Annotated in this window: 27 protein-coding genes and 1 other RNA gene; 20 read left to right on the top strand and 8 right to left on the bottom strand. The window is 58.7% G+C overall.

Annotated elements, in window-relative coordinates; genetic code table 11:
- Nucleotides 1-233 precede the first annotated feature (233 nt).
- The gene (locus tag RMV17_RS24475) at nucleotides 234-668 is read right to left on the bottom strand and encodes a YhcB family protein (RefSeq protein ID WP_007917055.1); all 435 of its coding nucleotides are present in this window, start codon (nucleotides 666-668) and stop codon (nucleotides 234-236) included.
- Nucleotides 669-812: 144 nt separating this feature from the next.
- On the opposite strand from RMV17_RS24475, the gene RMV17_RS24470 reads away from it, so the two are divergent.
- The 3 genes from RMV17_RS24470 to zapE all read left to right on the top strand — a co-directional run bounded on the left by RMV17_RS24470 (nucleotide 813) and on the right by zapE (nucleotide 4,007).
- Entirely contained in the window at nucleotides 813-1,442 is a 630-nt protein-coding gene (locus tag RMV17_RS24470; RefSeq protein ID WP_311883169.1) for an alpha/beta fold hydrolase, read from the top strand.
- A 24-nt stretch (nucleotides 1,443-1,466) separates the two neighbouring features.
- On the top strand, nucleotides 1,467-2,822 hold the full coding sequence (locus RMV17_RS24465) for a tryptophan--tRNA ligase (RefSeq protein ID WP_311883167.1): 1,356 nt from the start codon (nucleotides 1,467-1,469) through the stop codon (nucleotides 2,820-2,822).
- Between the two features lie 90 nt (nucleotides 2,823-2,912).
- Nucleotides 2,913-4,007 (top strand): cell division protein ZapE, encoded by a 1,095-nt coding sequence (gene zapE / locus RMV17_RS24460; RefSeq protein WP_016985150.1) that lies wholly within the window; start codon nucleotides 2,913-2,915, stop codon nucleotides 4,005-4,007.
- A gap of 47 nt (nucleotides 4,008-4,054) precedes the next feature.
- Here the strand turns inward: zapE and RMV17_RS24455 are convergent.
- Together RMV17_RS24455 and RMV17_RS24450 are read right to left on the bottom strand one after the other, a co-directional pair.
- Nucleotides 4,055-5,277, bottom strand: a protein-coding gene (locus RMV17_RS24455) for an IS3 family transposase (protein ID WP_311883164.1) whose coding sequence is annotated in 2 segments (ribosomal slippage) — nucleotides 4,055-4,926 and nucleotides 4,926-5,277 — 1,224 coding nt in all. Because the reading frame shifts where the segments join, the coding sequence is not laid out codon by codon here.
- A gap of 241 nt (nucleotides 5,278-5,518) precedes the next feature.
- A complete protein-coding gene (locus tag RMV17_RS24450) occupies nucleotides 5,519-6,415 on the bottom strand; it encodes a GlxA family transcriptional regulator (protein ID WP_178087403.1) in 897 nt (298 codons plus the stop codon).
- Nucleotides 6,416-6,665: 250 nt separating this feature from the next.
- Here RMV17_RS24450 and RMV17_RS24445 point away from each other — a divergent pair, with 250 nt between their 5' ends.
- On the top strand, nucleotides 6,666-7,802 hold the full coding sequence (locus RMV17_RS24445) for an acyl-CoA dehydrogenase family protein (RefSeq protein WP_311883162.1): 1,137 nt from the start codon (nucleotides 6,666-6,668) through the stop codon (nucleotides 7,800-7,802).
- Nucleotides 7,803-7,903: 101 nt separating this feature from the next.
- Here RMV17_RS24445 and RMV17_RS24440 read toward each other — a convergent pair whose 3' ends face one another.
- Entirely contained in the window at nucleotides 7,904-8,944 is a 1,041-nt protein-coding gene (locus RMV17_RS24440) for an NADP(H)-dependent aldo-keto reductase (RefSeq protein ID WP_007917033.1), read from the bottom strand.
- Between the two features lie 245 nt (nucleotides 8,945-9,189).
- Between RMV17_RS24440 and rplM the strand changes: the two genes are divergently transcribed.
- The 7 genes from rplM (at nucleotide 9,190) to RMV17_RS24405 (ending at nucleotide 14,075) form a co-directional block, all read left to right on the top strand.
- Nucleotides 9,190-9,618 (top strand): 50S ribosomal protein L13, encoded by a 429-nt coding sequence (gene rplM / locus RMV17_RS24435; RefSeq protein WP_007917032.1) that lies wholly within the window; start codon nucleotides 9,190-9,192, stop codon nucleotides 9,616-9,618.
- A 14-nt stretch (nucleotides 9,619-9,632) separates the two neighbouring features.
- Complete coding sequence (rpsI, locus tag RMV17_RS24430; protein ID WP_008080273.1) at nucleotides 9,633-10,025, top strand: 30S ribosomal protein S9; 393 nt, start codon at nucleotides 9,633-9,635, stop codon at nucleotides 10,023-10,025.
- Nucleotides 10,026-10,295: 270 nt separating this feature from the next.
- Nucleotides 10,296-10,889: a ubiquinol-cytochrome c reductase iron-sulfur subunit gene (gene petA / locus RMV17_RS24425; RefSeq protein ID WP_007917031.1), complete on the top strand. Its 594-nt coding sequence runs from the start codon at nucleotides 10,296-10,298 to the stop codon at nucleotides 10,887-10,889.
- Complete coding sequence (locus tag RMV17_RS24420; RefSeq protein WP_034156481.1) at nucleotides 10,889-12,100, top strand: cytochrome b; 1,212 nt, start codon at nucleotides 10,889-10,891, stop codon at nucleotides 12,098-12,100. The genes petA and RMV17_RS24420 overlap by 1 nt, the downstream gene beginning before the upstream one ends.
- A complete protein-coding gene (locus RMV17_RS24415; protein ID WP_034156480.1) occupies nucleotides 12,100-12,882 on the top strand; it encodes a cytochrome c1 in 783 nt (260 codons plus the stop codon). The genes RMV17_RS24420 and RMV17_RS24415 overlap by 1 nt, the downstream gene beginning before the upstream one ends.
- Before the next feature lie 145 nt (nucleotides 12,883-13,027).
- A complete protein-coding gene (locus RMV17_RS24410; RefSeq protein WP_007917025.1) occupies nucleotides 13,028-13,645 on the top strand; it encodes a glutathione S-transferase N-terminal domain-containing protein in 618 nt (205 codons plus the stop codon).
- Between the two features lie 16 nt (nucleotides 13,646-13,661).
- The gene (locus RMV17_RS24405) at nucleotides 13,662-14,075 is read left to right on the top strand and encodes a ClpXP protease specificity-enhancing factor (protein WP_007917024.1); all 414 of its coding nucleotides are present in this window, start codon (nucleotides 13,662-13,664) and stop codon (nucleotides 14,073-14,075) included.
- Between the two features lie 53 nt (nucleotides 14,076-14,128).
- Here RMV17_RS24405 and RMV17_RS24400 read toward each other — a convergent pair whose 3' ends face one another.
- From RMV17_RS24400 to RMV17_RS24385, 4 genes are all read right to left on the bottom strand, one after another.
- The gene (locus tag RMV17_RS24400; RefSeq protein ID WP_007917023.1) at nucleotides 14,129-14,707 is read right to left on the bottom strand and encodes a BON domain-containing protein; all 579 of its coding nucleotides are present in this window, start codon (nucleotides 14,705-14,707) and stop codon (nucleotides 14,129-14,131) included.
- Entirely contained in the window at nucleotides 14,704-15,297 is a 594-nt protein-coding gene (locus RMV17_RS24395) for a phosphoheptose isomerase (RefSeq protein WP_007917022.1), read from the bottom strand. Before RMV17_RS24395 ends, RMV17_RS24400 begins: the two co-directional genes overlap by 4 nt.
- A gap of 104 nt (nucleotides 15,298-15,401) precedes the next feature.
- Entirely contained in the window at nucleotides 15,402-15,764 is a 363-nt protein-coding gene (locus RMV17_RS24390; protein WP_311883154.1) for a YraN family protein, read from the bottom strand.
- Nucleotides 15,764-17,575, bottom strand: a complete 1,812-nt coding sequence (locus tag RMV17_RS24385) for a penicillin-binding protein activator (RefSeq protein WP_242206798.1) — start codon at nucleotides 17,573-17,575, stop codon at nucleotides 15,764-15,766. The genes RMV17_RS24390 and RMV17_RS24385 overlap by 1 nt, the downstream gene beginning before the upstream one ends.
- 177 nt (nucleotides 17,576-17,752) lie before the next feature.
- Here RMV17_RS24385 and rsmI point away from each other — a divergent pair, with 177 nt between their 5' ends.
- The 9 genes from rsmI to mraY all read left to right on the top strand — a co-directional run bounded on the left by rsmI (nucleotide 17,753) and on the right by mraY (nucleotide 26,821).
- Nucleotides 17,753-18,658, top strand: a complete 906-nt coding sequence (gene rsmI, locus RMV17_RS24380) for a 16S rRNA (cytidine(1402)-2'-O)-methyltransferase (RefSeq protein WP_311883151.1) — start codon at nucleotides 17,753-17,755, stop codon at nucleotides 18,656-18,658.
- 73 nt (nucleotides 18,659-18,731) lie between these two features.
- An RNA gene (gene rnpB, locus RMV17_RS24375) (RNase P RNA component class A) lies at nucleotides 18,732-19,085 on the top strand.
- Between the two features lie 402 nt (nucleotides 19,086-19,487).
- Nucleotides 19,488-19,943, top strand: a complete 456-nt coding sequence (gene mraZ / locus RMV17_RS24370) for a division/cell wall cluster transcriptional repressor MraZ (protein ID WP_007917012.1) — start codon at nucleotides 19,488-19,490, stop codon at nucleotides 19,941-19,943.
- Nucleotides 19,940-20,887 (top strand): 16S rRNA (cytosine(1402)-N(4))-methyltransferase RsmH, encoded by a 948-nt coding sequence (rsmH, locus tag RMV17_RS24365; RefSeq protein ID WP_008082779.1) that lies wholly within the window; start codon nucleotides 19,940-19,942, stop codon nucleotides 20,885-20,887. The genes mraZ and rsmH overlap by 4 nt, the downstream gene beginning before the upstream one ends.
- Entirely contained in the window at nucleotides 20,884-21,177 is a 294-nt protein-coding gene (gene ftsL / locus RMV17_RS24360; protein WP_007917008.1) for a cell division protein FtsL, read from the top strand. Before rsmH ends, ftsL begins: the two co-directional genes overlap by 4 nt.
- A complete protein-coding gene (locus RMV17_RS24355) occupies nucleotides 21,177-22,916 on the top strand; it encodes a penicillin-binding protein 2 (protein ID WP_311887086.1) in 1,740 nt (579 codons plus the stop codon). Before ftsL ends, RMV17_RS24355 begins: the two co-directional genes overlap by 1 nt.
- Entirely contained in the window at nucleotides 22,916-24,379 is a 1,464-nt protein-coding gene (locus RMV17_RS24350; RefSeq protein ID WP_311883149.1) for a UDP-N-acetylmuramoyl-L-alanyl-D-glutamate--2,6-diaminopimelate ligase, read from the top strand. The genes RMV17_RS24355 and RMV17_RS24350 overlap by 1 nt, the downstream gene beginning before the upstream one ends.
- Nucleotides 24,372-25,739 carry a UDP-N-acetylmuramoyl-tripeptide--D-alanyl-D-alanine ligase gene (gene murF / locus RMV17_RS24345; protein WP_034156474.1) on the top strand — a complete coding sequence of 456 codons (1,368 nt, stop codon included), beginning with the start codon at nucleotides 24,372-24,374 and terminating at the stop codon, nucleotides 25,737-25,739. Before RMV17_RS24350 ends, murF begins: the two co-directional genes overlap by 8 nt.
- Nucleotides 25,739-26,821 (top strand): phospho-N-acetylmuramoyl-pentapeptide-transferase, encoded by a 1,083-nt coding sequence (mraY, locus tag RMV17_RS24340; protein WP_007917000.1) that lies wholly within the window; start codon nucleotides 25,739-25,741, stop codon nucleotides 26,819-26,821. The genes murF and mraY overlap by 1 nt, the downstream gene beginning before the upstream one ends.
- Nucleotides 26,822-26,823: the final 2 nt, after the last annotated feature.

Raw genomic sequence — 26,823 nt, 5'->3', positions numbered from 1 at the left:
AATGCCCGGTCCTGTGATCGGGCATTTTTTTGTGTGGTCAGTGCCGGCCCCTTCGCGAGCAAGCTCGCTCCCACAGGGTGATGTGTGGAACACAGATTTTGTGTACACCACCAATACCTGTGGGAGCGGGCTTGCCCGCGATGAGGCCATTACTGGCGATACAAATCGGCGGATACAAAAAAGCCCCCGGACACATCACTGTCCGGGGGCTTTTTGTTTGCTGCGACGACTGATTACTTCTTCAAACCATAGTGCTCATCGAGCATGCCCGGCGAGTTCGGGGTCTTTGGTGCGTAGTCACGCGGCGGCTCCTGATCGCGCGGTGGCGTCAGGCGTTCACGTGGCGCGACTGCCGCGTCAGCGTGCAGGGCAGCGATCAGGCGCTGGCGGGTCTGCTCGTCCAGGGCCAGACGATTGGCGCCCTCGGCGAGATGATCCTGCACTTCCTGATAGCTCTGGGTCAGTTTCTTGACCAGCATCGCGGTGCTGTTGAAGTGGGTGACCACCTCGTTTTGATAACTGTCGAAACGCTCCTGGATATCATCCAGTTGACGCTGCGTACGGCTCGGTGCGGCGTTCGGCGCAACGCGCGCGATCAGGAATCCAATGGCGACACCCACAACCAGGGCAAGAGTCGGTAACAACCAAACTAAGAGCGAGTGTTCCACGAGTCCTTCCTCTATAAACGGCTTTGCTTTACGTTAACGGCTCGAACCTGCGCTGTATACCGCGATTCACTCGCAATAGATTGGCACAGACAATTTGCTAGACGAGTCGACCCGATTCGAGGTCACGGAGTTCCTTCCTTGCTGATGCGTGAAACCCCTGTAGTGATTGACGGCCCGGTGGGTCAACTTGAGTCTCTGTACCTGGATAACGAGCAGCCAATCGGCATCGCGCTGATCTGCCATCCGAACCCGGTGCAGGGCGGCACCATGCTCAACAAGGTCGTCTCGACCCTGCAGCGCACCGCGCGCGATGCGGGCCTGATCACCTTGCGCTTCAACTATCGCGGCGTCGGCGCCAGCGAAGGTTCCCACGACATGGGCACTGGCGAAGTCGATGATGCCCATGCGGCCGCCAAGTGGCTTCGCGAGAAACACCCGGATCTGCCACTGACCCTGTTCGGTTTCTCGTTCGGCGGATTTGTTGCAGCAAGTCTCGGCGGTCGTCTCGAAGCCCAAGGCGTGCAGCTCAAGCACCTGTTCATGGTCGCGCCGGCGGTGATGCGCCTGGGCGAGCAGGATCAACTACCGCAGCACGGCGAACTCACGGTGATCCAGCCGGAAACCGACGAAGTCATCGATCCGCAACTGGTCTACGACTGGTCGGAAAAACTCCAGCGCCCCCATGAGCTGCTGAAAGTGGCAGAATGCGGACACTTTTTTCATGGCAAGCTGACCGATCTCAAGGATCTGCTCCTGCCGCGTCTCTCGAATTGATTGCAGTCTGACAAGCGATTACCCATGACGAACCGTACCCGAATCCTCACCGGCATCACCACCACCGGCACGCCGCACCTGGGCAACTACGCCGGCGCCATCCGCCCGGCGATCCTCGCCAGCCGCGACAGCAATGCCGACTCGTTCTACTTCCTGGCCGACTACCACGCCCTGATCAAATGCGATGACCCGCTGCGCATCCAGCGCTCGCGTCTGGAAATCGCCGCGACCTGGCTGGCCGGTGGCCTTGATGTCGACCGCGTGACCTTCTACCGCCAGTCTGACATCCCGGAAATTCCTGAGCTGACCTGGCTGCTGACTTGCGTTGCCGCCAAGGGCCTGCTCAATCGAGCGCACGCCTACAAGGCGTCGGTGGACAAGAACGTTGAGACCGGTGAAGACCCGGACGCCGGCATCACCATGGGCCTCTACAGCTACCCGGTGTTGATGGCCGCGGACATCCTGATGTTCAACGCACACAAAGTGCCGGTTGGTCGTGACCAGATCCAGCACGTAGAAATGGCCCGCGATATCGGCCAGCGCTTCAACCACCTGTTCGGTCAGGGCAAAGAATTCTTCACCATGCCCGAAGCGCTGATTGAAGAGAGCGTGGCGACGTTGCCGGGCCTCGACGGTCGCAAGATGTCGAAGAGCTACGACAACACCATCCCGTTGTTCTCCAGCGCCAAAGAGATGAAGGACGCGATCTCGCGGATCGTCACCGACTCCAAAGCGCCAGGCGAAGCCAAGGATCCTGACAACTCGCACCTGTTCACCCTGTTCCAGGCTTTCGCCACGCCAGCGCAGGCTGACGAATTCCGCAGTGAGCTGCTCGGCGGTCTGGGTTGGGGCGAGGCGAAGAGCCGTCTGTTCCAGTTGCTCGACAACGATCTCGGCGAAGCTCGCGACAAATATCACCAGTTGATCGAGCGCCCGGCAGATCTGGAAGACATCCTGCAGATCGGTGCGAAAAAGGCCCGCGCCGTGGCAACGCCATTCCTCAACGAACTGCGCGAAGCCGTCGGCCTGCGTTCTTTCGTCAATCAGGTGCAAGTCGCTGCGACCACCAAGAAGAAAGCCGCGAAAGCCGCTCGCTTCGTCAGCTTCCGCGAAGACGACGGCAGCTTCCGTTTCCGTCTGCTGGCGGCCGATGGCGAGCAACTGCTGTTGTCGCGCAACTTCGCCGACGGCAAAACCGCCGGGCAGGTGACCAAGCAACTGCAATCCGGCCAGCCACTGGACGTGCGCAGCGAAGACCTGAGCTTCAGCGTCTGGCTGGAAGGCGAGTGCGTTGGCGACAGCCCGGCGTTCGTCGACGCGGCTGCGCGGGACGCGGCCATTGAGGCTCTGCGCGTTGCGCTGACCCCGGTTCAGGACTAATCGGCGGCACGGTCCGACCAAGGGCCGATTGCCATTCCCACGGGCCGTCGCTACAGTGACGGCCCGTTTTTGTTGCCTTGCTAACGAATTATGACGCCCCTAGAACGATACCAAGCTGATCTGAAACGCCCGGACTTCTTCCATGACGCCGCGCAGGAAACTGCTGTGCGTCATTTGCAGCGTCTGTACGACGATCTGATCGCCGCCGATCAAAACAAGCCGGGTCTGCTGAGCAAGCTGTTCGGCAAGAAGGATCAGACACCGGTCAAGGGCCTGTATTTCTGGGGCGGCGTGGGTCGCGGCAAAACTTACCTGGTCGACACCTTCTTCGAAGCGCTGCCGTTCAAGGAAAAGACCCGCACTCACTTCCACCGCTTCATGAAGCGTGTGCACGAAGAGATGAAAACCCTCGGCGGCGAGAAAAATCCGCTGACCATCATCGCCAAGCGTTTTTCCGACGAGTCGCGGGTGATCTGCTTCGATGAATTCTTCGTCTCCGACATCACCGACGCGATGATCCTCGGCACGCTGATGGAAGAGCTGTTCAAGAACGGCGTGACTCTGGTCGCGACCTCGAACATCGTGCCGGATGGCTTGTACAAAGACGGTCTGCAACGCGCGCGTTTCCTGCCGGCCATCGCGCTGATCAAGCAGAACACCGAAATCGTCAACGTCGACAGCGGCGTCGACTACCGTCTGCGTCACCTCGAACAAGCGGAGCTGTTCCACTATCCGCTCGACGAAGCTGCTCACGAAAGTCTGCGCAAGAGCTTCAAGGCGCTGACGCCGGAATGCACGGCTGCGGTCGAAAACGATGTGCTGATGATCGAGAACCGCGAAATCCGTGCCCTGCGTACTTGCGACGACGTGGCCTGGTTCGACTTCCGTGAGCTGTGCGACGGCCCGCGTAGCCAGAACGACTACATCGAGCTGGGCAAGATCTTCCACGCCGTGTTGCTCAGCGGTGTCGAGCAGATGAGCGTCACCACTGACGACATCGCTCGCCGCTTCATCAATATGGTCGACGAGTTCTACGACCGTAACGTCAAGCTGATCATTTCTGCTGAAGTCGAACTGAAGGATCTGTACACCGGCGGCCGTCTGAACTTCGAGTTCCAGCGCACGCTGAGCCGACTGTTGGAAATGCAGTCCCACGAATTCCTGTCGCGGGCGCACAAGCCTTAAACAGAATCTCTGTCTAGTCCTGAAATAGGTTTACACCTGTTTCAGCCTCAAAACGCCCGATGCACCGCATCGGGCGTTTTGTATTTCAGCGACAGATGAGGCCGCTCGTTGTTATAGATCTGCACCGACTCGTCCACCATCCGGATGGCCTCTGCAAAATTTTTGGGACGATGCAGCAATAACTCGTTTTTCAAAATCCCGTTCACACGCTCAGCCAACGCGTTTTGGTAGCAGTCGTAGCCATCGGTCATTGAGCAGGTGATGCCGTATTTGGCATGCAGCCGCTGATAAAGCTCGGAGCAGTATTGGACGCCTCTATCCGAGTGATGCACCAAACATTGCTTCGTTGTCCGCTGCTTGAGGGCTTTGTTGAACGCCTGGATCACCGATTCGGTGTGCAAGCTTTCATGGACATGGTGCCCCACGATTTTTCGGGAGTACGCATCGGTGATCAAACTCAGATAAGCCACACCCGTTTGCGTCGGTAAGTAGGTGATGTCCGCAACCCATACTTGCTCTGGCGCCTTGGCAACTACCTGAATCGGCCCATCTTTAAGCAGGTTTGGATGCCGGCGAAAGCGATGATGGCTATCTGTCGTTTTGTGATAGGCCCGTCTGCGGGGAACCAGCTCGCGCCGATCTCGCAAGATATCGAATAACCGGTCTCGACCGACCTTTACGGACACTTCTGGCTCAGTGTGCATCAGATTGTGAAGTTTTCGGGTGCCAAGGCGCGGTTGCCTAAGTCGTTTCTCCCTCACGAATCCCATCACTTCCTGGGCATGACGAGCCCGGGCATCACACGCCCGGTTGCGCTTGTAATAAGCCTGACGGGAAATCCCCATGAACTGGCAAGCCCGACTAATGCTCAGGTCTTGGATCTGCCCTTGGGAGAGGACTTGCCGGATCGCTTTTTTACGACAGAAACACCGAAGTCGTTCTTTAAAACATCAACGACAGCTTCGAAAAACTGAGCTTTCTGGTTGGCTTGGGCCAGCTTTTCTTCAAGCTCTTTGATTCGCTGTTCGGGTGTCAGTGGTTTATCGGGCTCATCCATGGAACGGGGTCTCTTGGAGCGAATGGACGCGCCTTGACTCCAGTCCTGCCGACCATGCCTGCGTAACCAGTTCAGTACGGTCGATTTACCCTGAATGCCATAGCGCTCTTGAGCCTCTTTATAACTCAACTCGCCTTTTTCGACCTGATCGACGACCGACAATTTAAAGGTCCGCGTGTAATCACGCTGACTGCGCCTCTTTCCTGAATTCATTACTCCCTCCTGAGAGTGGGTCAGAAGGTGTAAACCTTATTCAGGACGAGACACTCGAAACAAAAAAGGGCCTGCAATTGCAGGCCCTTTTTTATGCGCTGAAGAAAAATTCGAGCGCACTGCGATCCCTGTGGGAGCTGGCTTGCCAGCGATGGCGTCGTGTCAGGTGATATTTATTTCACTGACAAACCGCTATCGCTGGCAAGCCAGCTCCCACAGGTTTTGTATTTGCTTCGGGGGGCTACGCCGCCTGCTGAAACTGCTGCCGATACTGGTTCGGCGACAGCTCAGTATGCTGACGGAACAGCCGCGCAAAGAAGCTCGCGTCGTCGTAACCGACCTCATAACTGATGGTCTTGATGCTCTTGCGGCTGCCGGACAGCAAGCCCTTGGCGGTCTCGATGCGCAGCCGTTGCAAGTAATGCAGCGGCTTGTCACCGGTGGCGGTCTGGAAGCGCCGCATGAAGTTGCGGATGCTCATGCCATGCTCGCGGGCCACGTCTTCGAAGCGGAACTTGTCGGCGAAATGCTCTTCGAGCCAGTGCTGGATCTGCAGGATGATCACGTCCTGGTGCAGCTTCTGCCCACCGAAACCGATGCGTCCGGGCGCATAGCTGCGCTGCACTTCGTAGAGAATGTCGCGGGCGACGGCTTGCGCGACGTTGGCCCCACAGAAACGCTCGATCAAGTAGATGTAAAGGTCGCAGGCGGAGGTGGTGCCGCCGGCGCAGTACAGGTTGTCGGCATCGGTCAGGTGCTTGTCCTGATTGAGATAGACCTTGGGAAACCGCTCGGCGAAGGCATTGAAGAAGCGCCAGTAGGTGGTCGCTTCCTTGCCGTTGAGCAGGCCGGCCTCAGCCAGCCAGAACACGCCGGTGGCTTCGCCGCACAACACCGCGCCACGCGCGTGCTGTTCGCGCAGCCATGGCAAGACCTGCGGATATCGGCTGCACAGCGTGTCGAAATCGTCCCAGAACGCCGGGAGGATAATGACATCGGCGGTTTCCAGGCCACCGTCGACCGGCATCACGACGTCACTGAAGCTGTTCACCGGTTTGCCGTCGGGGCTGACCAGGCGTGTTTCGAACGCCGGTGTCAGGCCGTGGCCCAGTTGTTTGCCATAACGCAGGCTGGCCAGATGGAAGAAATCCTTGGCTTGCATGAGAGTGGAAGCGAAAACCCGGTCGATTGCCAGGATGCTGACGCGCCGCAAGGGCGTGGAGACTTGCTTGGACATAATTCAACTTTTGTTTTGTTTTTATAAGGGAAAGTGGTCACCAGACGGCTGGATCGTCTTATTTTTTGTCGGATGTGTCCAGTGTCCTGTGTCAGAGGGGAGGCTTAGTCTCTGAAGGTCATCTCCCTCCAACAACAAAGAAAGGTGTCGCATGATCCCCAGAACCTTGTTCAGCTCCGACCACGAATTGTTTCGCGACAGCGTCCGCACCTTCCTCGAAAAAGAGGCCGTGCCGTTCCATGCGCAATGGGAGAAACAAGGCTATATCGACCGCAAACTCTGGAACAAGGCAGGCGAGGCGGGGATGCTCTGCTCGCACCTGCCGGAAGAGTACGGTGGACTGGGGGCGGATTTTCTTTACAGCGCCGTGGTGATCGAAGAGGTCGGTCGGCTGGGGTTGACCGGCATCGGCTTCTCGCTGCACTCGGACATTGTCGCGCCGTACATTCTGCATTACGGCAGTGAAGCGCTGAAGCACAAATACCTGCCGAAACTGGTCTCGGGCGAGATGGTCACGGCCATTGCCATGACCGAGCCGGGCGCCGGTTCCGATCTGCAAGGCGTGAAAACAACCGCTGTGCTGGACGGTGATGAGTATGTGATCAACGGTTCGAAAACCTTTATCACCAATGGCTTTCTGGCTGATCTGGTCATCGTGGTCGCCAAGACCGATCCGAAGGCCGGCGCCAAGGGCACCAGCCTGTTCCTGGTGGAAGCGAATACGCCGGGCTTCGACAAGGGCAAGCGCCTGGAGAAGGTCGGCATGAAGGCCCAGGACACCTCGGAATTGTTCTTCCAGGATGTGCGCGTGCCGAAGGAAAACCTGCTGGGGCAGGCCGGGGCAGGGTTTGCGTATCTGATGCAGGAGTTGCCGCAGGAGCGTCTGACCGTTGCGATTGGCGGCTTGGCCTCAGCCGAAGCGGCGTTGCAGTGGACGCTCGATTACACCCGTGATCGCAAGGCGTTCGGCAAGGCTATTGCCGACTTCCAGAACACGCGCTTCAAGCTGGCAGAGATGGCCACCGAGATTCAGATCGGCCGAGTCTTCGTCGACAAATGTCTGGAACTGCACCTGCAAGGCAAGCTGGATGTGCCGACAGCGGCGATGGCCAAGTATTGGGGCACCGACCTGCAATGCAAAGTGCTCGACGAATGCGTGCAGTTGCATGGCGGCTACGGTTTCATGTGGGAATACCCGGTGGCCCGGGCGTGGGCGGATGCGCGCGTGCAGCGGATCTATGCCGGCACCAATGAAATCATGAAGGAGATCATTGCGCGCTCGCTTTGATCTTCGCTGCATTGGCTGGCCTCTTCGCGAGCAGGCTCGCTCCCACAGGGGATCACCGTACCTGTGGGAGCGAGCCTGCTCGCGAAGCTTTTAGCGGTCAATCAAGGCGCCGGGTTCGGGTGATCCTTGTGAATCGCCTCGATCCCTGCCAGCACTTCATCCGAAAGTTTCAGATCGAAGCTGGCAATGTTGCTGTCCAGTTGCTCCAGCGTCGTCGCACCAATGATGTTGCTGGTGACAAACGGTTGCTGAGTCACAAAAGCCAAGGCCATCTGCGCCGGATCCAGACCGTGCTCACGGGCCAGCGCCACGTATCGGCTGCACGCCGCTTCCGATTGTGCGTTGAAATAGCGGCTGAAGCGGCTGTAGAGGCTCAGGCGGCCTTTCGGCGGCCGCGCGCCACCTTCGTACTTGCCTGAGAGGAAACCAAACGCCAGCGGTGAATAGGCCAGCAGGCCGCACTGTTCGCGGATGGCGATTTCCGCCAGGCCCACTTCAAAACTGCGGTTGAGCAGGTTGTAAGGGTTCTGGATCGACACTGCGCGCGGCCAGCCGCGGGCCTCAGCCAGTGCCAGAAAACGCATGGTGCCCCACGGTGTTTCATTGGACAGACCGATGTGGCGGATCTTGCCGGCCTTCACCTGTTCGTCGAGCGCTTCGAGGGTGTCTTCGAGCGGTGTCAGGTTGGCTTCGATCTTGTGTTTGTAGCCCAGTTGTCCGAAGAAGTTGGTGCTGCGCTCCGGCCAGTGCAGTTGATACAGATCGATGTAGTCGGTCTGCAGGCGTTCGAGGCTGGCGTCCACCGCTGCGGTGATGTGCTGGCGGTTGTGGCGCAGGTTTTTGTCGCGGATGTAGTCGATGGTGTTGCCCGGGCCGGCGATTTTGCTGGCGAGGATCCAGTCGGCACGGTCGCCGCGACTTTTGAAGTAATTGCCGATGTAGCGCTCGGTGGTGGCGTAGGTTTCGGCTTTTGGCGGCACCGGGTACATCTCGGCGGTGTCGATGAAATTGATCCCGGCTTCCTTGGCCCGCTCAATCTGGGCGAAGGCTTCAGCTTCAGTGTTTTGCTCGCCCCAAGTCATGGTGCCGAGGCAGATTGCACTCACGTTCAGGTCGGTACGGCCTAGCTGGCGATAGTCCATCGGGTGCTCCTTGGGCAAAACAATCATAAAAGCAGGTTGAAATATTTTTCGCAATCTGCATAATTGCCGACCTCTTTCTGCAGTGGAAGTGATGCGCCGCCGCCGAAGAATCTTGCCGTTGAACGGACGCGCCGACCCGAGCCCCCGAAAGCGTCTGTATCCGGCTGCCTTTGACTTGTCAAAGTACGCACTATTCAGTAAGATCCGCCGTCTAATTTACAGGGCGGCCCCTGAGGCTATAAAGAATGAAAACTTTTACTGCTAAACCGGAAACAGTAAAGCGCGACTGGTTTGTCGTCGACGCTGCTGGTCAGACCCTGGGTCGTCTGGCCACCGAAATCGCGAGCCGTCTGCGTGGCAAGCACAAGCCTGAGTACACTCCTCACGTTGACACCGGCGACTACATCGTCGTAATCAACGCTGAGCAGATTCGTGTTACCGGTGCTAAAACCACTGACAAAATGTACTACTCCCACTCCGGTTTCCCGGGCGGCATCAAGTCGATCAACTTCGAAAAGCTGATCGCTAAAGCCCCTGAGCGCGTGATCGAGACCGCGGTTAAAGGCATGCTGCCTAAAAACCCACTGGGTCGCGACATGTACCGTAAGCTGAAAGTCTATGCGGGCGCTGCACACCCACATACTGCTCAGCAGCCCCAAGAACTGAAGTTTTAACGGAATAGTACATTATGTCGGCGACTCAAAATTACGGCACTGGCCGTCGCAAGACCGCAACCGCACGCGTTTTCCTGCGTCCGGGTACTGGTAACATCTCCATCAACAACCGTTCGCTGGAAAACTTCTTCGGCCGCGAAACTGCCCGCATGGTAGTTCGCCAGCCGCTGGAGCTGACTGAGACTGTCGAGAAGTTCGACATCTACGTCACCGTGATCGGCGGTGGTGTAAGTGGTCAAGCTGGCGCAATCCGCCACGGCATCACTCGCGCTCTGATGGACTACGACGAAACCCTGCGTGGCGCTCTGCGCAAAGCTGGCTTCGTTACTCGCGACGCCCGTGAAGTTGAACGTAAGAAAGTTGGTCTGCGTAAAGCGCGTAAGCGTCCGCAGTACTCGAAGCGTTAATTTCGCTTTCGCGTTCAAAAAGAACGCCCGCCTCCTCACGGAAGCGGGCGTTTTTTTATGCCTGTGATTTATTAAAGAATTGCGCTGCGACAACTTGCCACTTCCGTAGACCCCCTATACTGCAAGGCTTGAGGGTACGAGCTCCGGGTAATTCCCTTGTCAGAATTGGGGCTTTTCATTACCATCTCGGCAAAATTTTTATAAGTAACATTGATTTATTTAGTAGATGCCTGATTTAACAGGCCACAAAAGCTGATGGGAGAGGACTGAATGAGCAATGACGGCGTGAATGCAGGCCGGCGTCGCTTCTTGGTAGCAGCCACATCCGTGGTGGGTGCTGCAGGAGCGGTGGGGGCTGCGGTCCCGTTCGTGGGGTCATGGTTTCCCAGTGCCAAGGCGAAAGCCGCTGGTGCACCGGTGAAAGTGAATGTCAGCAAAATCGAGCCAGGACAGCAGATGATTGCTGAGTGGCGCGGCCAGCCGGTGTTCATTGTTCGTCGTACCGAGGAAATCCTGGGGAATCTCAAGAAGATCGAGGGCCAGCTCTCCGATCCAACCTCCAAAAACTCCACGCAACCCACCTATGTCGACCCTGAAGTGCGTTCGATCAAGCCGGAAATTCTGCTGCTGATCGGGATCTGCACACACCTGGGTTGCTCACCAACTTTCCGTCCCGAAGTGGCACCTGCGGATCTCGGTAAAGACTGGGTCGGTGGCTATTTCTGCCCTTGCCACGGTTCTCACTACGATCTGGCTGGCCGCGTCTACAAGTCGCAACCTGCGCCTTTGAACCTGCCAGTTCCCCCGCATTCCTATGAGACCGATGACCTGATTGTCATTGGCGTCGATACGGAGAAAGCGTGATGAGCAAGTTCATGGATTGGGTTGATGCGCGCTTTCCTGCGACCAAAATGTGGGAAGACCATCTCAGCAAGTATTACGCTCCAAAAAACTTCAACTTCTTCTACTTCTTCGGCTCCCTGGCGCTGCTGGTTCTGGTGAATCAAATCGTCACCGGTGTCTGGCTGACGATGAGCTACACGCCGTCGGCAGAAGAGGCGTTTGCCTCCGTCGAATACATCATGCGTGACGTCGAGTACGGCTCGATCCTGCGTCTGCTGCACTCGACCGGTGCTTCGGCGTTCTTCATCGTGGTTTATCTGCACATGTTCCGTGGTCTGCTCTACGGCTCCTATCAGAAGCCGCGTGAGCTGGTCTGGGTCTTCGGCATGCTGATTTATCTGGCGCTGATGGCCGAAGCGTTCATGGGTTACCTGCTGCCATGGGGTCAGATGTCCTACTGGGGGGCCCAGGTAATCATCTCGCTGTTCGGTGCGATTCCGGTCATCGGTAACGACCTGACCCAGTGGATTCGTGGTGACTATCTGATCTCCGGGATCACCCTGAACCGCTTCTTCGCCTTGCACGTGGTCGCGCTGCCGATCGTGATTCTCGGTCTGGTGGTGCTGCACATTCTGGCGCTGCACGAAGTGGGTTCGAACAACCCTGATGGCGTCGATATCAAGAAGCACAAAGACGAAAACGGCATCCCGCTGGATGGCATTGCCTTCCACCCGTACTACACCGTCAAAGACATTGTCGGCGTTGTAGTGTTCCTGTTTATCTTCTGCTTCATTGTGTTCTTCTTCCCGGAAATGGGCGGTTATTTCCTCGAAAAGCCAAACTTCGAGCAAGCCAACCCGTTCAAGACGCCAGAGCATATTGCCCCGGTTTGGTACTTCACGCCGTTCTACGCCATCCTGCGGGCGATCCCTGACAAACTCATGGGCGTTATCGCCATGGGGGCGGCGATTGCGGTTCTGTTCGTACTGCCGTGGCTTGATCGCAGCCCGGTCAAGTCGATGCGCTACAAAGGCTGGCTGAGCAAAATCTGGCTGCTGGTGTTCTGCATTTCGTTCGTGATTCTCGGTGTTCTCGGTGTTCTGGCGCCGACGCCGGAGAGGACCTTGCTGTCGCAGGTCTGCACCTTCCTGTACTTCGCCTACTTCATTCTGATGCCGTTCTACACCAGGCTCGAGAAGACCAAACCGGTTCCGGAAAGGGTGACTGGCTGATGAAAAAGTTATTTTTTGCTCTGATTTTTGCTGCTTTGCCTGTGCTGTCTTTCGCCGCTGAACACGGTGGTCCGGAGCTGGAAAAAGTCGACATCGACGTGTCCGACAAAGCTGCCTTGCAGGATGGTGCACGCACCTTTGCCAACTATTGCATGGGTTGTCACAGTGCCAAGTTCCAGCGTTACGAGCGGGTTGCCGATGATCTCGGTGTACCGCACGAAATGATGCTGGAGAAGCTGGTGTTCACCGGTGCCAAGATCGGCGATCACATGAACATCGGCATGCAGCCGGCGGACGCCAAGACCTGGTTTGGCGCAGCGCCGCCGGACCTGACCCTGGTGGCCCGTGTGCGTGGCACCGACTGGCTTTACGGTTATCTGCGTTCGTTCTACGAAGATCCTGCACGTCCATGGGGTGTGAACAACAAGGTCTTCCCGAACGTCGGCATGCCTAACGTGCTGGTCGGCCTGCAAGGTCGTCAGGTCGTGGGTTGCAAGCAGGTGCAGATCGTCGAAGACGGCAAGAAGCAATATGATCCGCTGACCGGCACGCCTCTGACCCATGAAGCGTGCGATCAATTGACCATCGTGCCGAAATCCGGTGCTCTGAACGAAGAGCAGTTCGATGAGAAGGTCAAGAATCTGGTAACCTTCCTGGCTTACTCGGCTAACCCGGTTAAGCTGCAACATCAGCGCATCGGTACTTATGTCTTGCTGTACCTGGCGTTCTTCTTTGTGTTCGCCTACCTGCTCAAGCGTGAATACTGGAAAGACGTGCACTGATACGCTTCAAGCATTGCTGTTAATCGCGCGCGCCCAAGGGCGCCTCCGATAGCGCAACTCTGGTCAGCCAGACGTTGCGGGAGGCGCCCTCTGGGCGCGCGCGTTTTTCCGGTTCCGACAAATTCAACAAGCGAGGAGGATCGCCATGGGCGTGACCAATCGGTTGGCCTGTTACTCCGACCCCGCCGACCACTATTCCCACCGAGTGCGCATTGTGCTTGCAGAGAAGGGTGTCAGCGCCGAGATCATTTATGTGGAAGCTGGTCGCCAGCCGCCTAAACTGATTGAGGTAAACCCTTACGGCAGTCTGCCGACGCTGGTCGATCGTGACCTGGCGTTGTGGGAGTCGACCGTGGTGATGGAATATCTGGATGAGCGTTACCCGCACCCGCCGTTGATGCCGGTTTATCCGGTGGCGCGTGCCAACAGCCGCCTGCTGATTCATCGCATTCAGCGCGACTGGTGTGGTCTGGTGGATCTGATTCTGGATCCCAAGTCCAAGGAGGCCGCGCGTGTCGTGGCGCGCAAGGAATTGCGTGAAAGCCTGACGGGCGTGTCGCCGCTGTTTGCCGACAAGCCGTTTTTCCTCAGTGAGGAACAAAGTCTGGTGGATTGCTGCCTATTGCCAATACTCTGGCGTTTGCCGATTCTGGGTATTGAACTGCCGCGGCCAGCCAAGCCGCTGCTTGATTATATGGAGCGCTCGTTTGCGCGTGAGGCTTTCCAGGCGAGTCTGTCTGGTGTCGAACGCGATATGCGCTAAGGCTTAAGGAGCCGCTATGAACTCCAGTCGACCTTATCTGGTCCGCGCGCTCTATGAGTGGATTGTTGATAACGATTGCACCCCGCACATGCTGGTCAATTCCGAATACCCGGCAGTGCAGGTGCCGCAGGGTTTCGCCAGTGACGGGCAGATTGTCCTGAACATCTCGCCGAGTGCTGTGCGTCATTTGCACATGGACAATGACGTGGTGACCTTCGAGGGTCGCTTCGGTGGCGTCCCGCACAGTCTGTACGTGCCGATCAGCGCGATCCTGGGGATCTACGCCCGGGAGAACGGTCAAGGCATGGTGTTCGATCTCGAGTCGCCCATGGATGACGAAGAAGAGATCGAGTCGGATGACGACTTGCCGCCACCGGACAGTGAGCCACCGCGCCCTAGTGGCAGGCCTAGTTTGAAAGTGGTGAAATAATAAAAAAGGCGATCCAGTTGGATCGCCTTTTTTATTACGTAGGAGATCGTGTATCAGTCAATGTATTCAAACAGCTTGACGATTTTCTGTACGCCAGAAACGCCCTGTACCAGATTGGTCGCCTGAGTGGCTTCCTGTTTGGTCAGCAGGCCCAGCAGGTAGACGATGCCGTTCTCGGTCACGACCTTGATGCGCGAGCCAGGAATGCTGGCGTCGGTGAGCATCTGGGTCTTGATCTTGGAGGTCAGCCAAGTGTCATTCTGGCGCGCCAGGAAACCGGACGGCGGTATGACCTGCAGTTCGTTATGAACGGTTTTTACCCGTTGCACAGCGGCTGCGGCCTGCTCAGCCTTGGCTTTCAAATCTGCGCGAGGGGTTTGACCAGCAAGCAAGACAACACCGTTGAAACTGGTCACAACGATGTGCGAATCGTTGTCCAGGGCCGGGTCGGCCTTGGCCACGTTCACGCCCACTTTGGTTTCGATCAACGAGTCATCGATCTTGCTGCCGAAGGTGCGGGTGCCGCGGTCGTCGTCAATCGGTGCTTCACGGCTGGCGTTTACCACCGAGGTGCAGCCGCTGATGCCGAGGCACAGGGTCAAGGCCAGAAGGCCAAGGCGATTAGGGGTCATTCTTCACTCCCGAACAGTTGGCTGTCGATCAGATCGCAAAGGCAATGGATCGCCAGCAAGTGGACTTCTTGAATACGTGCAGTGACATTGGCCGGTACGCGAATCTCGACGTCCTCGGGCAACAGCAGCGACGCCATGCCGCCGCCATCGCGTCCGGTCATAGCTACGACAATCATTTCGCGATCATGTGCGGCCTGGATCGCTTGAATAATGTTCGCCGAGTTGCCGCTGGTCGAAATCGCCAGCAAGACATCGCCTGGCTGACCCAGTGCGCGGATCTGTTTGGAGAACACTTCGTTGTAGCTGTAGTCGTTGGCGATCGAGGTGATCGTCGACGTGTCGGTGGTCAAGGCGATCGCCGGCAGGCTCGGGCGCTCGCGCTCGAAGCGGTTGAGCAGTTCCGAAGAGAAGTGCTGGGCATCGCCGGCCGAGCCGCCGTTGCCGCACGAAAGCATTTTGCCTTCGTTGAGCAGGGCGTTGACCATGATCTGGCTGGCTTGCTCGATGTGCGGTGCAAGTACGTCCATCGCCTGTTGCTTGGTGTCGATACTGGCCTGGAAAAGCTGGCGAATTCGGGATTGCATGTCCATCTGTGTGACCTTAAGTAGCGCGGCTGTCCGGCACATGAATGTGCAGCCCGCAAAGCAAAGAGCAAAATTTGTCGGTGGGATTGTCCGGGTCGCAACGCCGGCGATCAACTGTCGAAAGCATTCTGCAACCAGTTCAGCTGATCCGGATGGCTGTCGATGGCCACCACGTCGAAGCGGCAGGGGGAATTGGCCCAACGCGACTCGCGCTGAAGAAAATACTGCGCAGTGAAAATCAGTTTCTGCTGCTTGCGCCCATCGATGCTAGCGAGCGCGCCACCCCATTGAGTGTTTTTTCTGTAGCGAACTTCAACGAATACTACTGTATCGCCATCAAGCATGACCAGATCAAGCTCGCCGCGTTTACAAAACCAGTTCTGCGCCAGCAGGCGCAGACCTTGTTGTTGCAGATGCTCGAGCGCCTGGCGCTCGGCATCCTTACCGCTTTGCGAGCGTGACCTGTCAGGCATCAGCGCGGGGTGTCCGGCAGGCGCTGAACCTGACCGCTGACGAACTGCGCCCAAGGTAGCTGACGCACAACACGCTGGGTCTGGGTCATGCCGAGGCTGCCCGACTCACCGTCAATGCGGCTGTCCGGCAGGGCCTTGAGTTGACCCAGGCGCGGAGCCAAGCGGTAGGCATCCACACCCATCGCGTACAGGCGACCGAGGCTACCGGCGGCTTGCGGCCATTGCGCAACCACTTGCTGACGCAGTGGATCGCTGTTGTCCAGCAGCCATGGGGTTTCGCAGAAGCGAATGCCGTTCATGTCGTTGTACTGATTCACGTCGCCGCTGGCGCTGTAAACGTGCGAGGTCGCGTAAACCGGAACGTCACCGGCGTACTGGAAGTTCAGGGTCGGCTTGATCTGCTGTGCCTGTTGCGGCGTGGCGGCGAGGAAGATGAATTCGATGTCCTGACGACGCGACGGCTGCGCGGCAACGTTGGTACCGGCAGCATTCTGCAGGCTCTTGGCGCGGGCTTCGCTTTGGCGCAGTTGGAACATGTCGGCGATCTGCTGGGCCAGTTGCACCGGCTGATCAACGCGTTCGGTGGCGACGATGCTGCCACCGTTGGCTTGCCAGTCCTGGCTGAAAGCGCGCAGTACGCGGTCGCCCCATTCGCCTTTCGGCACCATGATCGCGGCGCGGTGCAGACCATCGGCACGGGCGCGGCGCGAAACTTCGCGGGCTTCGTCTTCGGCGGCCAGACCAAACTGGAACAGTTGCGCCGGGCCTTGATCGCCTTCGCTGTAGTTCAGCGCGAGGGTGGTGATCGGCAGTTGCGGGCGAGTGCTCAGCTGTTTGACCAGTGGTTTTTCCAGTGGGCCAACGACCAGTTGCACGCCATCAGCCTGAGCCTTGCGGTAGAACTCGTCCATCGAGGTCAGCTTGGAGCTGTCGTAGAACTCGATCGCTGGCGGCTTCTGTCCGGCCTGTTGCGCCTGATAGTGCGCAGCCATGAAGCCTTCACGCAGTGCCTTGCCGACAGCGGCCAGAGGGCCATCCTGTGGCAGCAGCAGGGCGATTTTGCTCAGCGGCTGGCTGGCCAGTTCCTTGAGTTTGGTCAGCGGCAGCGGCAGGTTGATCGCGGCCGGGTGCTTTGGATTCTGCGCACGCCAGGTGTCGATCGCGGCTTGCTGCTGTTCCAGAGTGCCAGCGGATTTCACCGCCATGGCCAGGCCCATCCAGCCGCCGAGGTCGTCGGTGGTGTTCGGTTGCAGTTGATCGGTTGGCAGCGAGCCAATGAGGGTCCAGATCGCTTCGTGGTTCTTGCTTGCGGCTTCGCCTTGCAGCATCGGCGCGATGAATACGCGCTCGCGAGCGGCAGCCAGTGTCTGGCCGTCGGCCTCAAGGGCGCGGGCGTGGACGGTGCCGGTGCGCACTTGCTGCTCTTCAGGCATTTCGCCCAAGTGTTGCAGACTCGGGTGGCTCAGGGCAGTCAGCGCGGCTTTCGGCTGATTGCGAGTCATCGCCAGTTCAGCGTTCAAGGTGCTGGCGAAAATCTGCTGGCCTGGCTTGAGTTGCTCCATCGGCACTTGTTGCAGGATTTGCGCGGACTGTCCGGCATTGCCCTGGCGGTAAGCCAGATCCGCAGCGCTGAGGCGCAACAGAGCGGCTTTTTCCGGGGTTTTCGCCTGGGTAGCCTGTTCGAGCAGTTGCTCGATGCTGGCATCCGGGGTCCGTGGAAGTTCGCCAAGGCTGGAGGAAGGGGAGCTGGCGCAAGCCGCCAACAGGGCAGCGAGGCAGAGGGCAGTGAACAGCCGCAGGCAAGCGATCATGTAAGTGTTCCTGATACTCGATCAAATTAGCGTCGAATTGTACCCAAGCACTGGCCGGGGCGCGATGTTACTGGCGTGAATCGGACAATTTAGCTGGAGTAAATGTTGCGGCGGCGCACAACGGCGTGCAAAACCAGGGTGGGTCGAGGCGCATCGCAAGCCTCGTGACGCGCTACAATGGCCGCTTTTACCAATCACGAGGTGTGCGCTTTGACTGCTCCAGGTTCCCTGAATTCCGCTGCTGGCTCGCTTTATGTGGTGGCGACGCCCATCGGCAACCTGGACGACATCAGCGCCCGGGCCCTGAAGATTCTCCGCGAAGTCGCCTTGATCGCAGCCGAGGACACCCGCCACTCGGCGCGCCTGATGCAGCACTTCGGGATTGGCACGCCGCTGGCTGCTTGTCACGAACATAACGAAAGAGATGAAGGTAGCCGCTTTATTACCCGGTTGCTGGCGGGTGATAACGTCGCGTTGATCTCCGATGCCGGCACGCCGCTGATTTCCGATCCGGGTTATCACCTGGTGCGCCAGGCTCGTGCGGCTGGAATCAATGTGGTGCCGGTGCCGGGTGCCTGCGCCCTTATCGCCGCGCTGTCGGCGGCCGGTCTGCCGTCCGACCGCTTCATCTTCGAAGGTTTTCTGCCGGCCAAATCGGTCGGGCGCAAAGCGCGACTGGAAGCCGTCAAGGAAGAGCCGCGCACATTGATCTTCTATGAAGCACCGCACCGCATTCTTGAATGCCTGCAGGATATGGAAGCAGTGTTCGGCGGTGAGCGTCAGGCATTGCTCGCCCGGGAAATCACCAAAACCTTCGAGACGCTAAAAGGTCTGCCGCTGGCTGAGCTGCGCGCGTTCGTCGAATCCGACAGCAACCAGCAGCGCGGTGAATGCGTAGTGTTGGTGGCAGGCTGGACGGCGCCGGAGTCCGAAGACGCCGTCAGCAGCGAAGCGATGCGCATCCTCGATCTGTTGCTTGAAGAGATGCCGCTCAAGCGTGCCGCCGCGCTGGCAGCGCAGATCACTGGCGAACGCAAAAACGTGCTGTATCAGGTCGCGCTGGATAAACAGAAAGGCGTGTAAGCCGTCGCCCATAGCGGTCTTGAGGCTTTTAGCGCTTGTTCTTCGGGCGCTCTGCCGTTAACCTTCGCGGCGGAGAGTCGATCGGACAGTCGCTGCCCTCTATGAAAATTAGGGGGGGGAGGAAAGTCCGGGCTCCATAGGGCGAAGTGCCAGGTAATGCCTGGGAGGCGTGAGCCTACGGAAAGTGCCACAGAAAATAACCGCCTAAGCGCTTCGGCGCCGGTAAGGGTGAAAAGGTGCGGTAAGAGCGCACCGCACGTCTGGCAACAGTTCGTGGCTAGGTAAACCCCACTTGGAGCAAGACCAAATAGGGTCCCAAGGCGTGGCCCGCGCTGGGACCGGGTAGGTTGCTAAAGATGTCCAGTGATGGCCATCGTAGACGAATGACTGTTCAAGACAGAACCCGGCTTACAGATCGACTCTCCACCTTTTTCTTTCCCTGCTTGAATCATTGGCAACAGGGCTGTGTAATATCAGCAGGCCTGCTCTGAAAGTTCGGCAGCGGCAAACGCAGTAATAGCCATTTCCCACCTTGCTTCAATCAACAGCAGAAGCGCTTTTGTAATACCGAAAAAATCTTACTCTTAACAAATCACTTTAACTTTCGAGCGCAGCTATCAGTGCTGCATCAAGTTATGGGTCGAAAGTCTGCGCCAGATTGTCGTTACACCTCCTTTTAAGCTCCTAAATCTCCGTTCTGTAAGGGTTTTCCTTTAATCCGCGCCTTGACGGTGTGGTGGGCGCATTCCTATAGTGTGCGCAAGTGGCGGAAAGTGGCATGAAGTGGGTTTTTTGAGCTCAAAACGATAAAAATTGGAGAAACGCAGACGTGTTTCGCGGAGCTAACGCTATCAGTCTCGATGCAAAGGGCCGTCTCGCCATGCCGAGCCGGTACCGTGACGAGCTCGATTCGCGTAGTTCCGGCCAATTGATCGTGACCATTGATGCCGTTGATCCGTGTCTGTGTGTCTATCCGCTCGACGAGTGGGAAATTATTGAAACCAAGTTGCGCGCACTCCCTTCGCTTCGCGAAGAGAACCGTCGCCTGCAACGTTTGCTTATTGGTAATGCCGTCGACCTTGAGCTCGATGGCAGTGGTCGTTTTCTGGTTCCACCGCGTCTGCGCGAATACGCCAAGCTCGATAAGCGCGCAATGCTGGTAGGCCAACTGAACAAGTTCCAATTGTGGGACGAGGATGCATGGAACGCGGTATCTGCCGCTGACCTTGCTGCCATTCAACAACCGGGCGCGATGCCTGATGAACTGCGTGATTTGATCCTGTGACTATTGATAGCGGCTTTAACCACATCACCGTACTGCTTGACGAAGCCGTCGAGGCTCTCGCCGTACGTCCTGATGGCTGCTATCTGGACGGCACGTTCGGGCGCGGCGGACACAGCCGGTTGATCCTCAGCCAGCTCGGCACGGACGGTCGGCTCATCGGATTCGACAAAGATCCACAAGCGATTGCCACCGGGCAAACGCTAGCGGCCGAAGACGGCCGCTTTGTCGTTGTGCAGCGCAGCTTTGCCGAGCTCGGTTCCGTCGTCGCTGAACAAGGTCTGAGCGGCAAGGTCAGCGGTATTCTGCTCGATCTGGGCGTGTCTTCGCCGCAGCTCGACGACGCTGAGCGCGGCTTCAGTTTCCTCAACGACGGCCCCCTCGACATGCGCATGGATCCGTCCCGTGGCATCAGCGCTGCCGAATTCGTCAACACCGCGCCGGCTGAGGAAATCGCCCGGGTGTTCAAGGAATACGGCGAAGAACGTTTCTCCGGGCGTATGGCTCGCGCCGTCGCCGAGCGTCGCGATATCAAGCCGTTCGAGCGCACCGCCGATCTGGCCGAAGTATTGAAAGTCGCCAACCCGGCATGGGAAAAGGGCAAGAACCCGGCCACCCGTGCATTCCAGGGTTTGCGTATTCACGTCAACAACGAATTGGGTGATCTGGAAGCCGGCCTCGAAGCCGCGCTGGACGCTCTGGAAATTGGCGGTCGTCTGGTCGTGATCAGCTTCCACTCGCTGGAAGACCGCATCGTCAAACTGTTCATGCGCAAGCTGGTGAAAGGCGAAGCCGACAACCTGCCGCGCAACCTGCCGGTTCGCCACGTCGCGTTCGAACCGAAAATCAAAGTCCATGGCAAAGCGCAGACGGCCTCCGACGCCGAACTCAAAGCCAACCCACGTTCCCGTAGCGCCGTCATGCGCGTCGCGGAGAAGTTGCGGTGAGCAAGCTTTTCGCCAAGCCACTGCCCGGCGGCAGCTTTCTGATGCTGCTGCTGTTCATCGGCGTGCTCGTCTCGGCCATCGCCGTGTCGTACAGCGCGCACTGGAACCGGCAGTTGCTCAACACCCTTTACAACGAACTCAGCGTGCGCGACAAGGCGCAGGCCGAGTGGGGTCGTCTGATTCTTGAGCAAAGCACCTGGACCGCGCACAGCCGCATCGAAGTGCTGGCCACCGAACAACTGAAAATGCACATTCCCGGCGCGGCTGACGTGAAGATGGTGGCGCCATGATGAAGCTCGAAGGCGCACTGTTCCCATGGCGCTTCCGCCTGATGGTAGCGCTGCTCGGCGTGATGGTCGCGGCGATCTGCTGGCGCATCATCGACCTGCAAGTGGTTGACCGTGACTTCCTCAAAGGTCAGGGCGATGCACGCAGTCTGCGTCACATCCCGATTCCGGCTCACCGTGGTCTGATCACCGACCGTAACGGCGAGCCTTTGGCCGTGAGTACTCCAGTGACCACGCTGTGGGCCAACGCCAAGGAAATGCAAACGGCGAAAGAGAAGTGGCCGGCACTCGCTGCCGCCCTGGGTCAGGACCCGAAAGCCCTGACCGAGCGCCTCGAAGCTCAGGCCAACAAAGAATTCATTTACCTGGTGCGCGGGCTGACCCCCGAGCAAGGCCAGTCTGTGCTCGACCTTAAAGTGCCGGGTGTCTACGGCATCGAAGAATTCCGCCGGTTCTACCCGGCCGGTGAAGTCACCGCGCACATGGTCGGGTTTACCGACATCGATGACCACGGTCGCGAAGGTGTCGAACTCGCTTATGACGAATGGCTCGCCGGGGTGCCGGGCAAACGACAGGTCATCAAGGATCGGCGCGGTCGGCTGATCAAGGATGTCCAGGTCACCAAAAACGCCAAGGCCGGCAAGCCCTTGGCGTTGTCCATTGACCTGCGTCTGCAATACCTGGCCAACCGCGAGCTGCGCAACGCGATCATCGAGAACGGCGCCAAGGCTGGCAGTCTGGTGATCATGGACGTCAAGACCGGCGAGATTCTGGCCATGGTCAACCAGCCGACCTACAACCCGAACAACCGTCGCAATCTGCAGCCGGCAATGATGCGTAACCGCGCGATGATCGACGTGTTCGAGCCGGGTTCGACCATGAAAGCCATCTCGATGAGCGCCGCGATCGAAACCGGTCGCTGGAAACCGAGTGACACCGTCGAGGTATATCCGGGTTCCCTGCAGATCGGCAAGTACACGATCAAGGACGTTTCCAAGACCGAAGGTCCGGTGCTTGATCTGACCGGCATCCTGATCAATTCCAGTAACGTCGGCATGAGTAAGGTCGCCTTCGATATCGGCGGCGAAACCATTTTCCGTCTCGCGCAGAAAGTCGGTCTCGGCCAGGACACCGGCCTCGGCTTCCCGGGCGAACGTGTCGGCAACTTGCCGAATTATCGCGAGTGGCGCAAGGCTGAAACCGCGACGCTGTCGTACGGCTACGGTATTTCCGTGACCGCGATCCAGTTGGTTCATGCGTTCTCGGCATTGGCCAACAACGGTCGCCTCGCGCCGTTGACCCTGATCAAAACCGACAAACCGCCGCAGACCACGCAAGTGCTCCCCGAAGCCGTCGCGAAAACCATGCAAGGCATGTTGACCCAAGTGATCGAGGCGCCGCGCGGAGTGTTCCGTGCGCAGGTGCCGGCCTATCACGTGGCCGGCAAGTCGGGTACCGCGCGTAAGACCTCGGTGGGCACCAAGGGCTACGCCGAAAACTCCTACCGCTCGCTGTTCGCCGGCTTCGGCCCGATGAGCGATCCGCGTTACGCCATCGTTGTGGTGATCGACGAACCGTCCAAGGCCGGCTACTTCGGTGGTCTGGTTTCCGCACCGGTGTTCAGCCGCGTGATGTCTGGCACCTTGCGCCTGATGAACGTCACGCCGGACAACCTGCCGACGACGCAACAAGCCAACGCTACCCCGGTCGTTCCGCTGAAAGCCAATGGAGGGCGCGGCTGATGTCATTAAGTCTGAACAAGATATTCCCCCACGCCGGCCACGATCTGTTGATCCGTGAATTGGCGCTGGACAGCCGCAACGTACGCGCGGGCGATCTGTTCCTCGCTGTGCCTGGCGGCAAATTCGATGGCCGTGCACACATCGCCGATGCCCTGCAACGCGGCGCGGCGGCTGTAGCTTATGAAGTCGAAGGCGCCACCGTGCTGCCGATCACCGACGTGCCATTGATTCCGGTCAAAGGCCTGGCGGCGCAGTTGTCGGACATCGCCGGGCGTTTCTACGGTGAGCCAAGTCATCACCTGAATCTGGTCGGCGTCACCGGCACCAACGGCAAGACCAGCGTGACTCAATTGGTCGCGCAGGCGCTCGATCTGCTCGGTCAGCATTGCGGCATCGTCGGAACCTTGGGTTCCGGCTTCTATGGCGCACTGGAAAGCGGTCTGCACACCACGCCGAATCCTATCGCCGTGCAAGCGACCTTGGGCGACCTGAAAAAGGCCGGCGCCAAAGCCGTGGCCATGGAAGTCTCGTCCCACGGTCTGGATCAGGGCCGCGTGACGGCGCTGGCGTTCGACGTCGCGGTGATGACTAACCTGTCCCGCGATCATCTGGACTATCACGGCACTATGGAAGCCTACGCCGAGGCCAAGGCCAAGCTGTTCGCCTGGAATGATCTGAAGTGCCGCGTGGTTAACCTCGACGACGATTTCGGCCGGCAACTGGCCGCGGAAAAACGTGAATCGCGGCTGATCACCTACAGCCTGCTCGACAGCACTGCCTACTTGTTTTGCCGTGAGGCGCAGTTCGACGACCACGGTGTGCGCGCCACGCTGGTCACGCCGCAGGGCGAACATCATCTGCGCAGCACGCTGCTCGGCCGTTTCAACCTGAGCAACGTTCTGGCAGCAGTCGGTGCATTGCTTGGGCTGGATTACGCGCTCGACGAAATTCTCAAAGTGCTGCCGAAACTCGAAGGCCCGGCCGGGCGCATGCAGCGTCTTGGTGGCGGCACGCAGCCATTGGTGGTGGTCGATTACGCCCACACCCCGGACGCGCTGGAAAAAGTCCTGACCGCGTTGCGCCCGCACGTCAAAGGTCAACTGCTGTGCCTGTTCGGCTGCGGCGGCGACCGTGATCGCGGCAAACGTCCGTTGATGGCCGAAGTGGTCGAGCGTCTGGCCGATCAAGTGCTGGTCACCGACGACAACCCGCGCACCGAGGATCCTGCAGTGATTTTCGATGACATCCGCGCCGGTTTCACGGCTGTGGATAAAGTCACCTTCGTCGCCGGCCGTGGTCAGGCGATTGCGCAACTGATTGCCAACGCGTCCGCCGAAGACGTGATTGTCCTGGCCGGTAAAGGTCATGAGGACTATCAGGAAATCAACGGCGTGCGTCATGCCTTCTCTGATCTGGTCGAGGCCGATCACGCCCTGACCGCTTGGGAGGTGGCCCATGCTTAAGGCCCTGAAACTCAGCGAGTTGACCAACGCGCTAGACGCGCGGTTGATCGCTGGTGATGCCAGTTTCGACGGCGTCAGCATCGACAGCCGCGCGATCCAGCCCGGCCAACTGTTTATTGCTTTGACCGGCCCGCGTTTCGACGGTCATGACTATTTGAACGATGTCGCTGGCAAAGGCGCCGTTGCCGCGCTGGTCGAGCGTGAAGTCGCCGACAGTACGCTGCCGCAATTGCTAGTCAAAGACACCCGTCAGGCCCTCGGCCAGTTGGGCGCGCTGAACCGTGCCGCCTTCACTCAGCCAGTCGCAGCGATCACTGGTTCCAGCGGCAAGACCACGGTCAAGGAAATGCTCGCGAGCATCCTGCGCACGCGCGGCCCGGTGCTGGCGACCCGTGGCAATCTGAACAACGACCTCGGCGCACCACTGACCCTGCTCGAACTGGCCCCGGAACACACTTCGGCGGTGATCGAACTGGGCGCCTCGCGTCTGGGTGAGATCGCTTACACCGTTGGCCTGACCAAGCCGCACGTGGCGATCCTGAACAATGCCGGCACCGCGCACGTCGGTGAGTTTGGCGGGCCGGAAAAAATCGTCGAAGCCAAAGGTGAAATCATCGACGGTCTGGCAGCTGACGGCATCGCCGTGCTCAATCTCGATGACAAGGCCTTCGGTATCTGGAAGACCCGTGCCGGCGCGCGCAAAGTGCTGACCTTCGCCCTGAGCAACACTCAGGCGGACTTCTACGCCAGCGATCTGAGCACCGATGCCCGTGGTTGCCCAGCCTTCAATCTGCACACACCTGAAGGTGTCGAGCGCGTTCAACTGAACCTGCTCGGCACCCATAACGTCGCCAACTCCATGGCCGCCGCTGCTGCCGCTCACGCCTTGGGCGTGTCGCTGTTCGGCATCGCCACCGGGCTTGGCGCCGTGCAACCGGTCAAGGGGCGCACCGTTGCGCAACTGGCGAAAAACGGTATGCGCGTGATCGATGACACTTACAACGCAAACCCCACCTCGATGTGCGCTGCCGTTGATATACTCGCCGGCTTTTCCGGCCGCACCGTCCTGGTGCTCGGAGATATCGGCGAGTTGGGCGATTGGGCGGAGCAGGGGCACCGCGACGTGGGCGAGTACGCCCGGGGCAAGGTTTCCGCGCTTTACGCAGTCGGGCCAAACATGGTTCACGCCGTAAACGCATTCGGTGAACAGGCGCATCACTTCGGCACGCAAGCCGAACTGATTCAGGCCCTCGACGCCGAGCAGGACACAAACACCACCATTTTGATCAAGGGTTCGCGCAGTGCAGCGATGGAAAACATCGTTGCGGCTCTGTGCGGGTCCAGTCTGGAGAAACATTAATGCTGCTGCTGCTAGCGGAGTATCTGCAACAGTTCTACAAAGGCTTCGCGGTCTTTCAGTACCTGACCCTGCGCGGGATTCTCGGTGTGCTGACCGCGCTGGTTTTGTCGCTGTGCTATGGCCCGTGGATGATCCGCACTTTGCAGAACCGTCAGATCGGCCAGTCCGTGCGTAACGACGGTCCGCAATCGCACCTGTCCAAGTCGGGCACGCCGACCATGGGCGGCGCCCTGATTTTGTCTTCGATCGGCGTCAGCACCTTGCTCTGGGCTGACCTGAGCAACCGTTATGTCTGGACCGTTTTGCTGGTGACCCTGCTGTTCGGCGCCATCGGTTGGGTCGACGATTACCGCAAAGTCATCGAGAAGAACTCCCGTGGCTTGCCGAGCCGCTGGAAGTATTTCTGGCAATCGGTGTTTGGCCTCGGCGCGGCGATCTTCCTCTATATGACTGCTTCCACTCCGGTGGAAACCACGCTGATTCTGCCGATGCTCAAGGACTACAGCATTCCGCTGGGCCTTGGTTTCATCGTGCTGACTTACTTTGTGATCGTCGGTTCGAGCAACGCGGTCAACCTGACTGACGGCCTCGATGGCCTGGCGATCATGCCGACCGTAATGGTTGGCGGTGGCCTCGGCATCTTCTGCTACCTGTCGGGTAACGTGAAATTCGCTGAATACCTGTTGATCCCTTACGTGCCGGGCGCGGGTGAACTGATCGTGTTCTGCGGTGCGCTGATCGGTGCCGGCCTCGGCTTCCTGTGGTTCAACACCTATCCGGCGCAAGTGTTCATGGGCGACGTCGGTGCACTGGCTCTCGGCGCGGCACTGGGCACCATCGCGGTGATCGTCCGTCAGGAAATCGTCCTGTTCATCATGGGCGGTGTGTTCGTGATGGAAACCCTGTCAGTCGTCATTCAGGTTGCGTCCTTTAAGCTGACCGGTCGCCGTGTGTTCCGCATGGCACCGATCCACCACCATTTTGAACTCAAGGGCTGGCCCGAGCCGCGCGTGATCGTCCGTTTCTGGATCATCACCGTGATTCTCGTGCTGATCGGCCTTGCCACCCTGAAGCTGAGGTAGAA

Source organism: Pseudomonas sp. VD-NE ins, assembly GCF_031882575.1.
Lineage (GTDB): Bacteria > Pseudomonadota > Gammaproteobacteria > Pseudomonadales > Pseudomonadaceae > Aquipseudomonas > Aquipseudomonas fluorescens_BZ.
The sequence above is the reverse complement of the archived record's forward strand: the minus strand, read 5'-3'. Positions and strand labels throughout refer to the sequence as shown.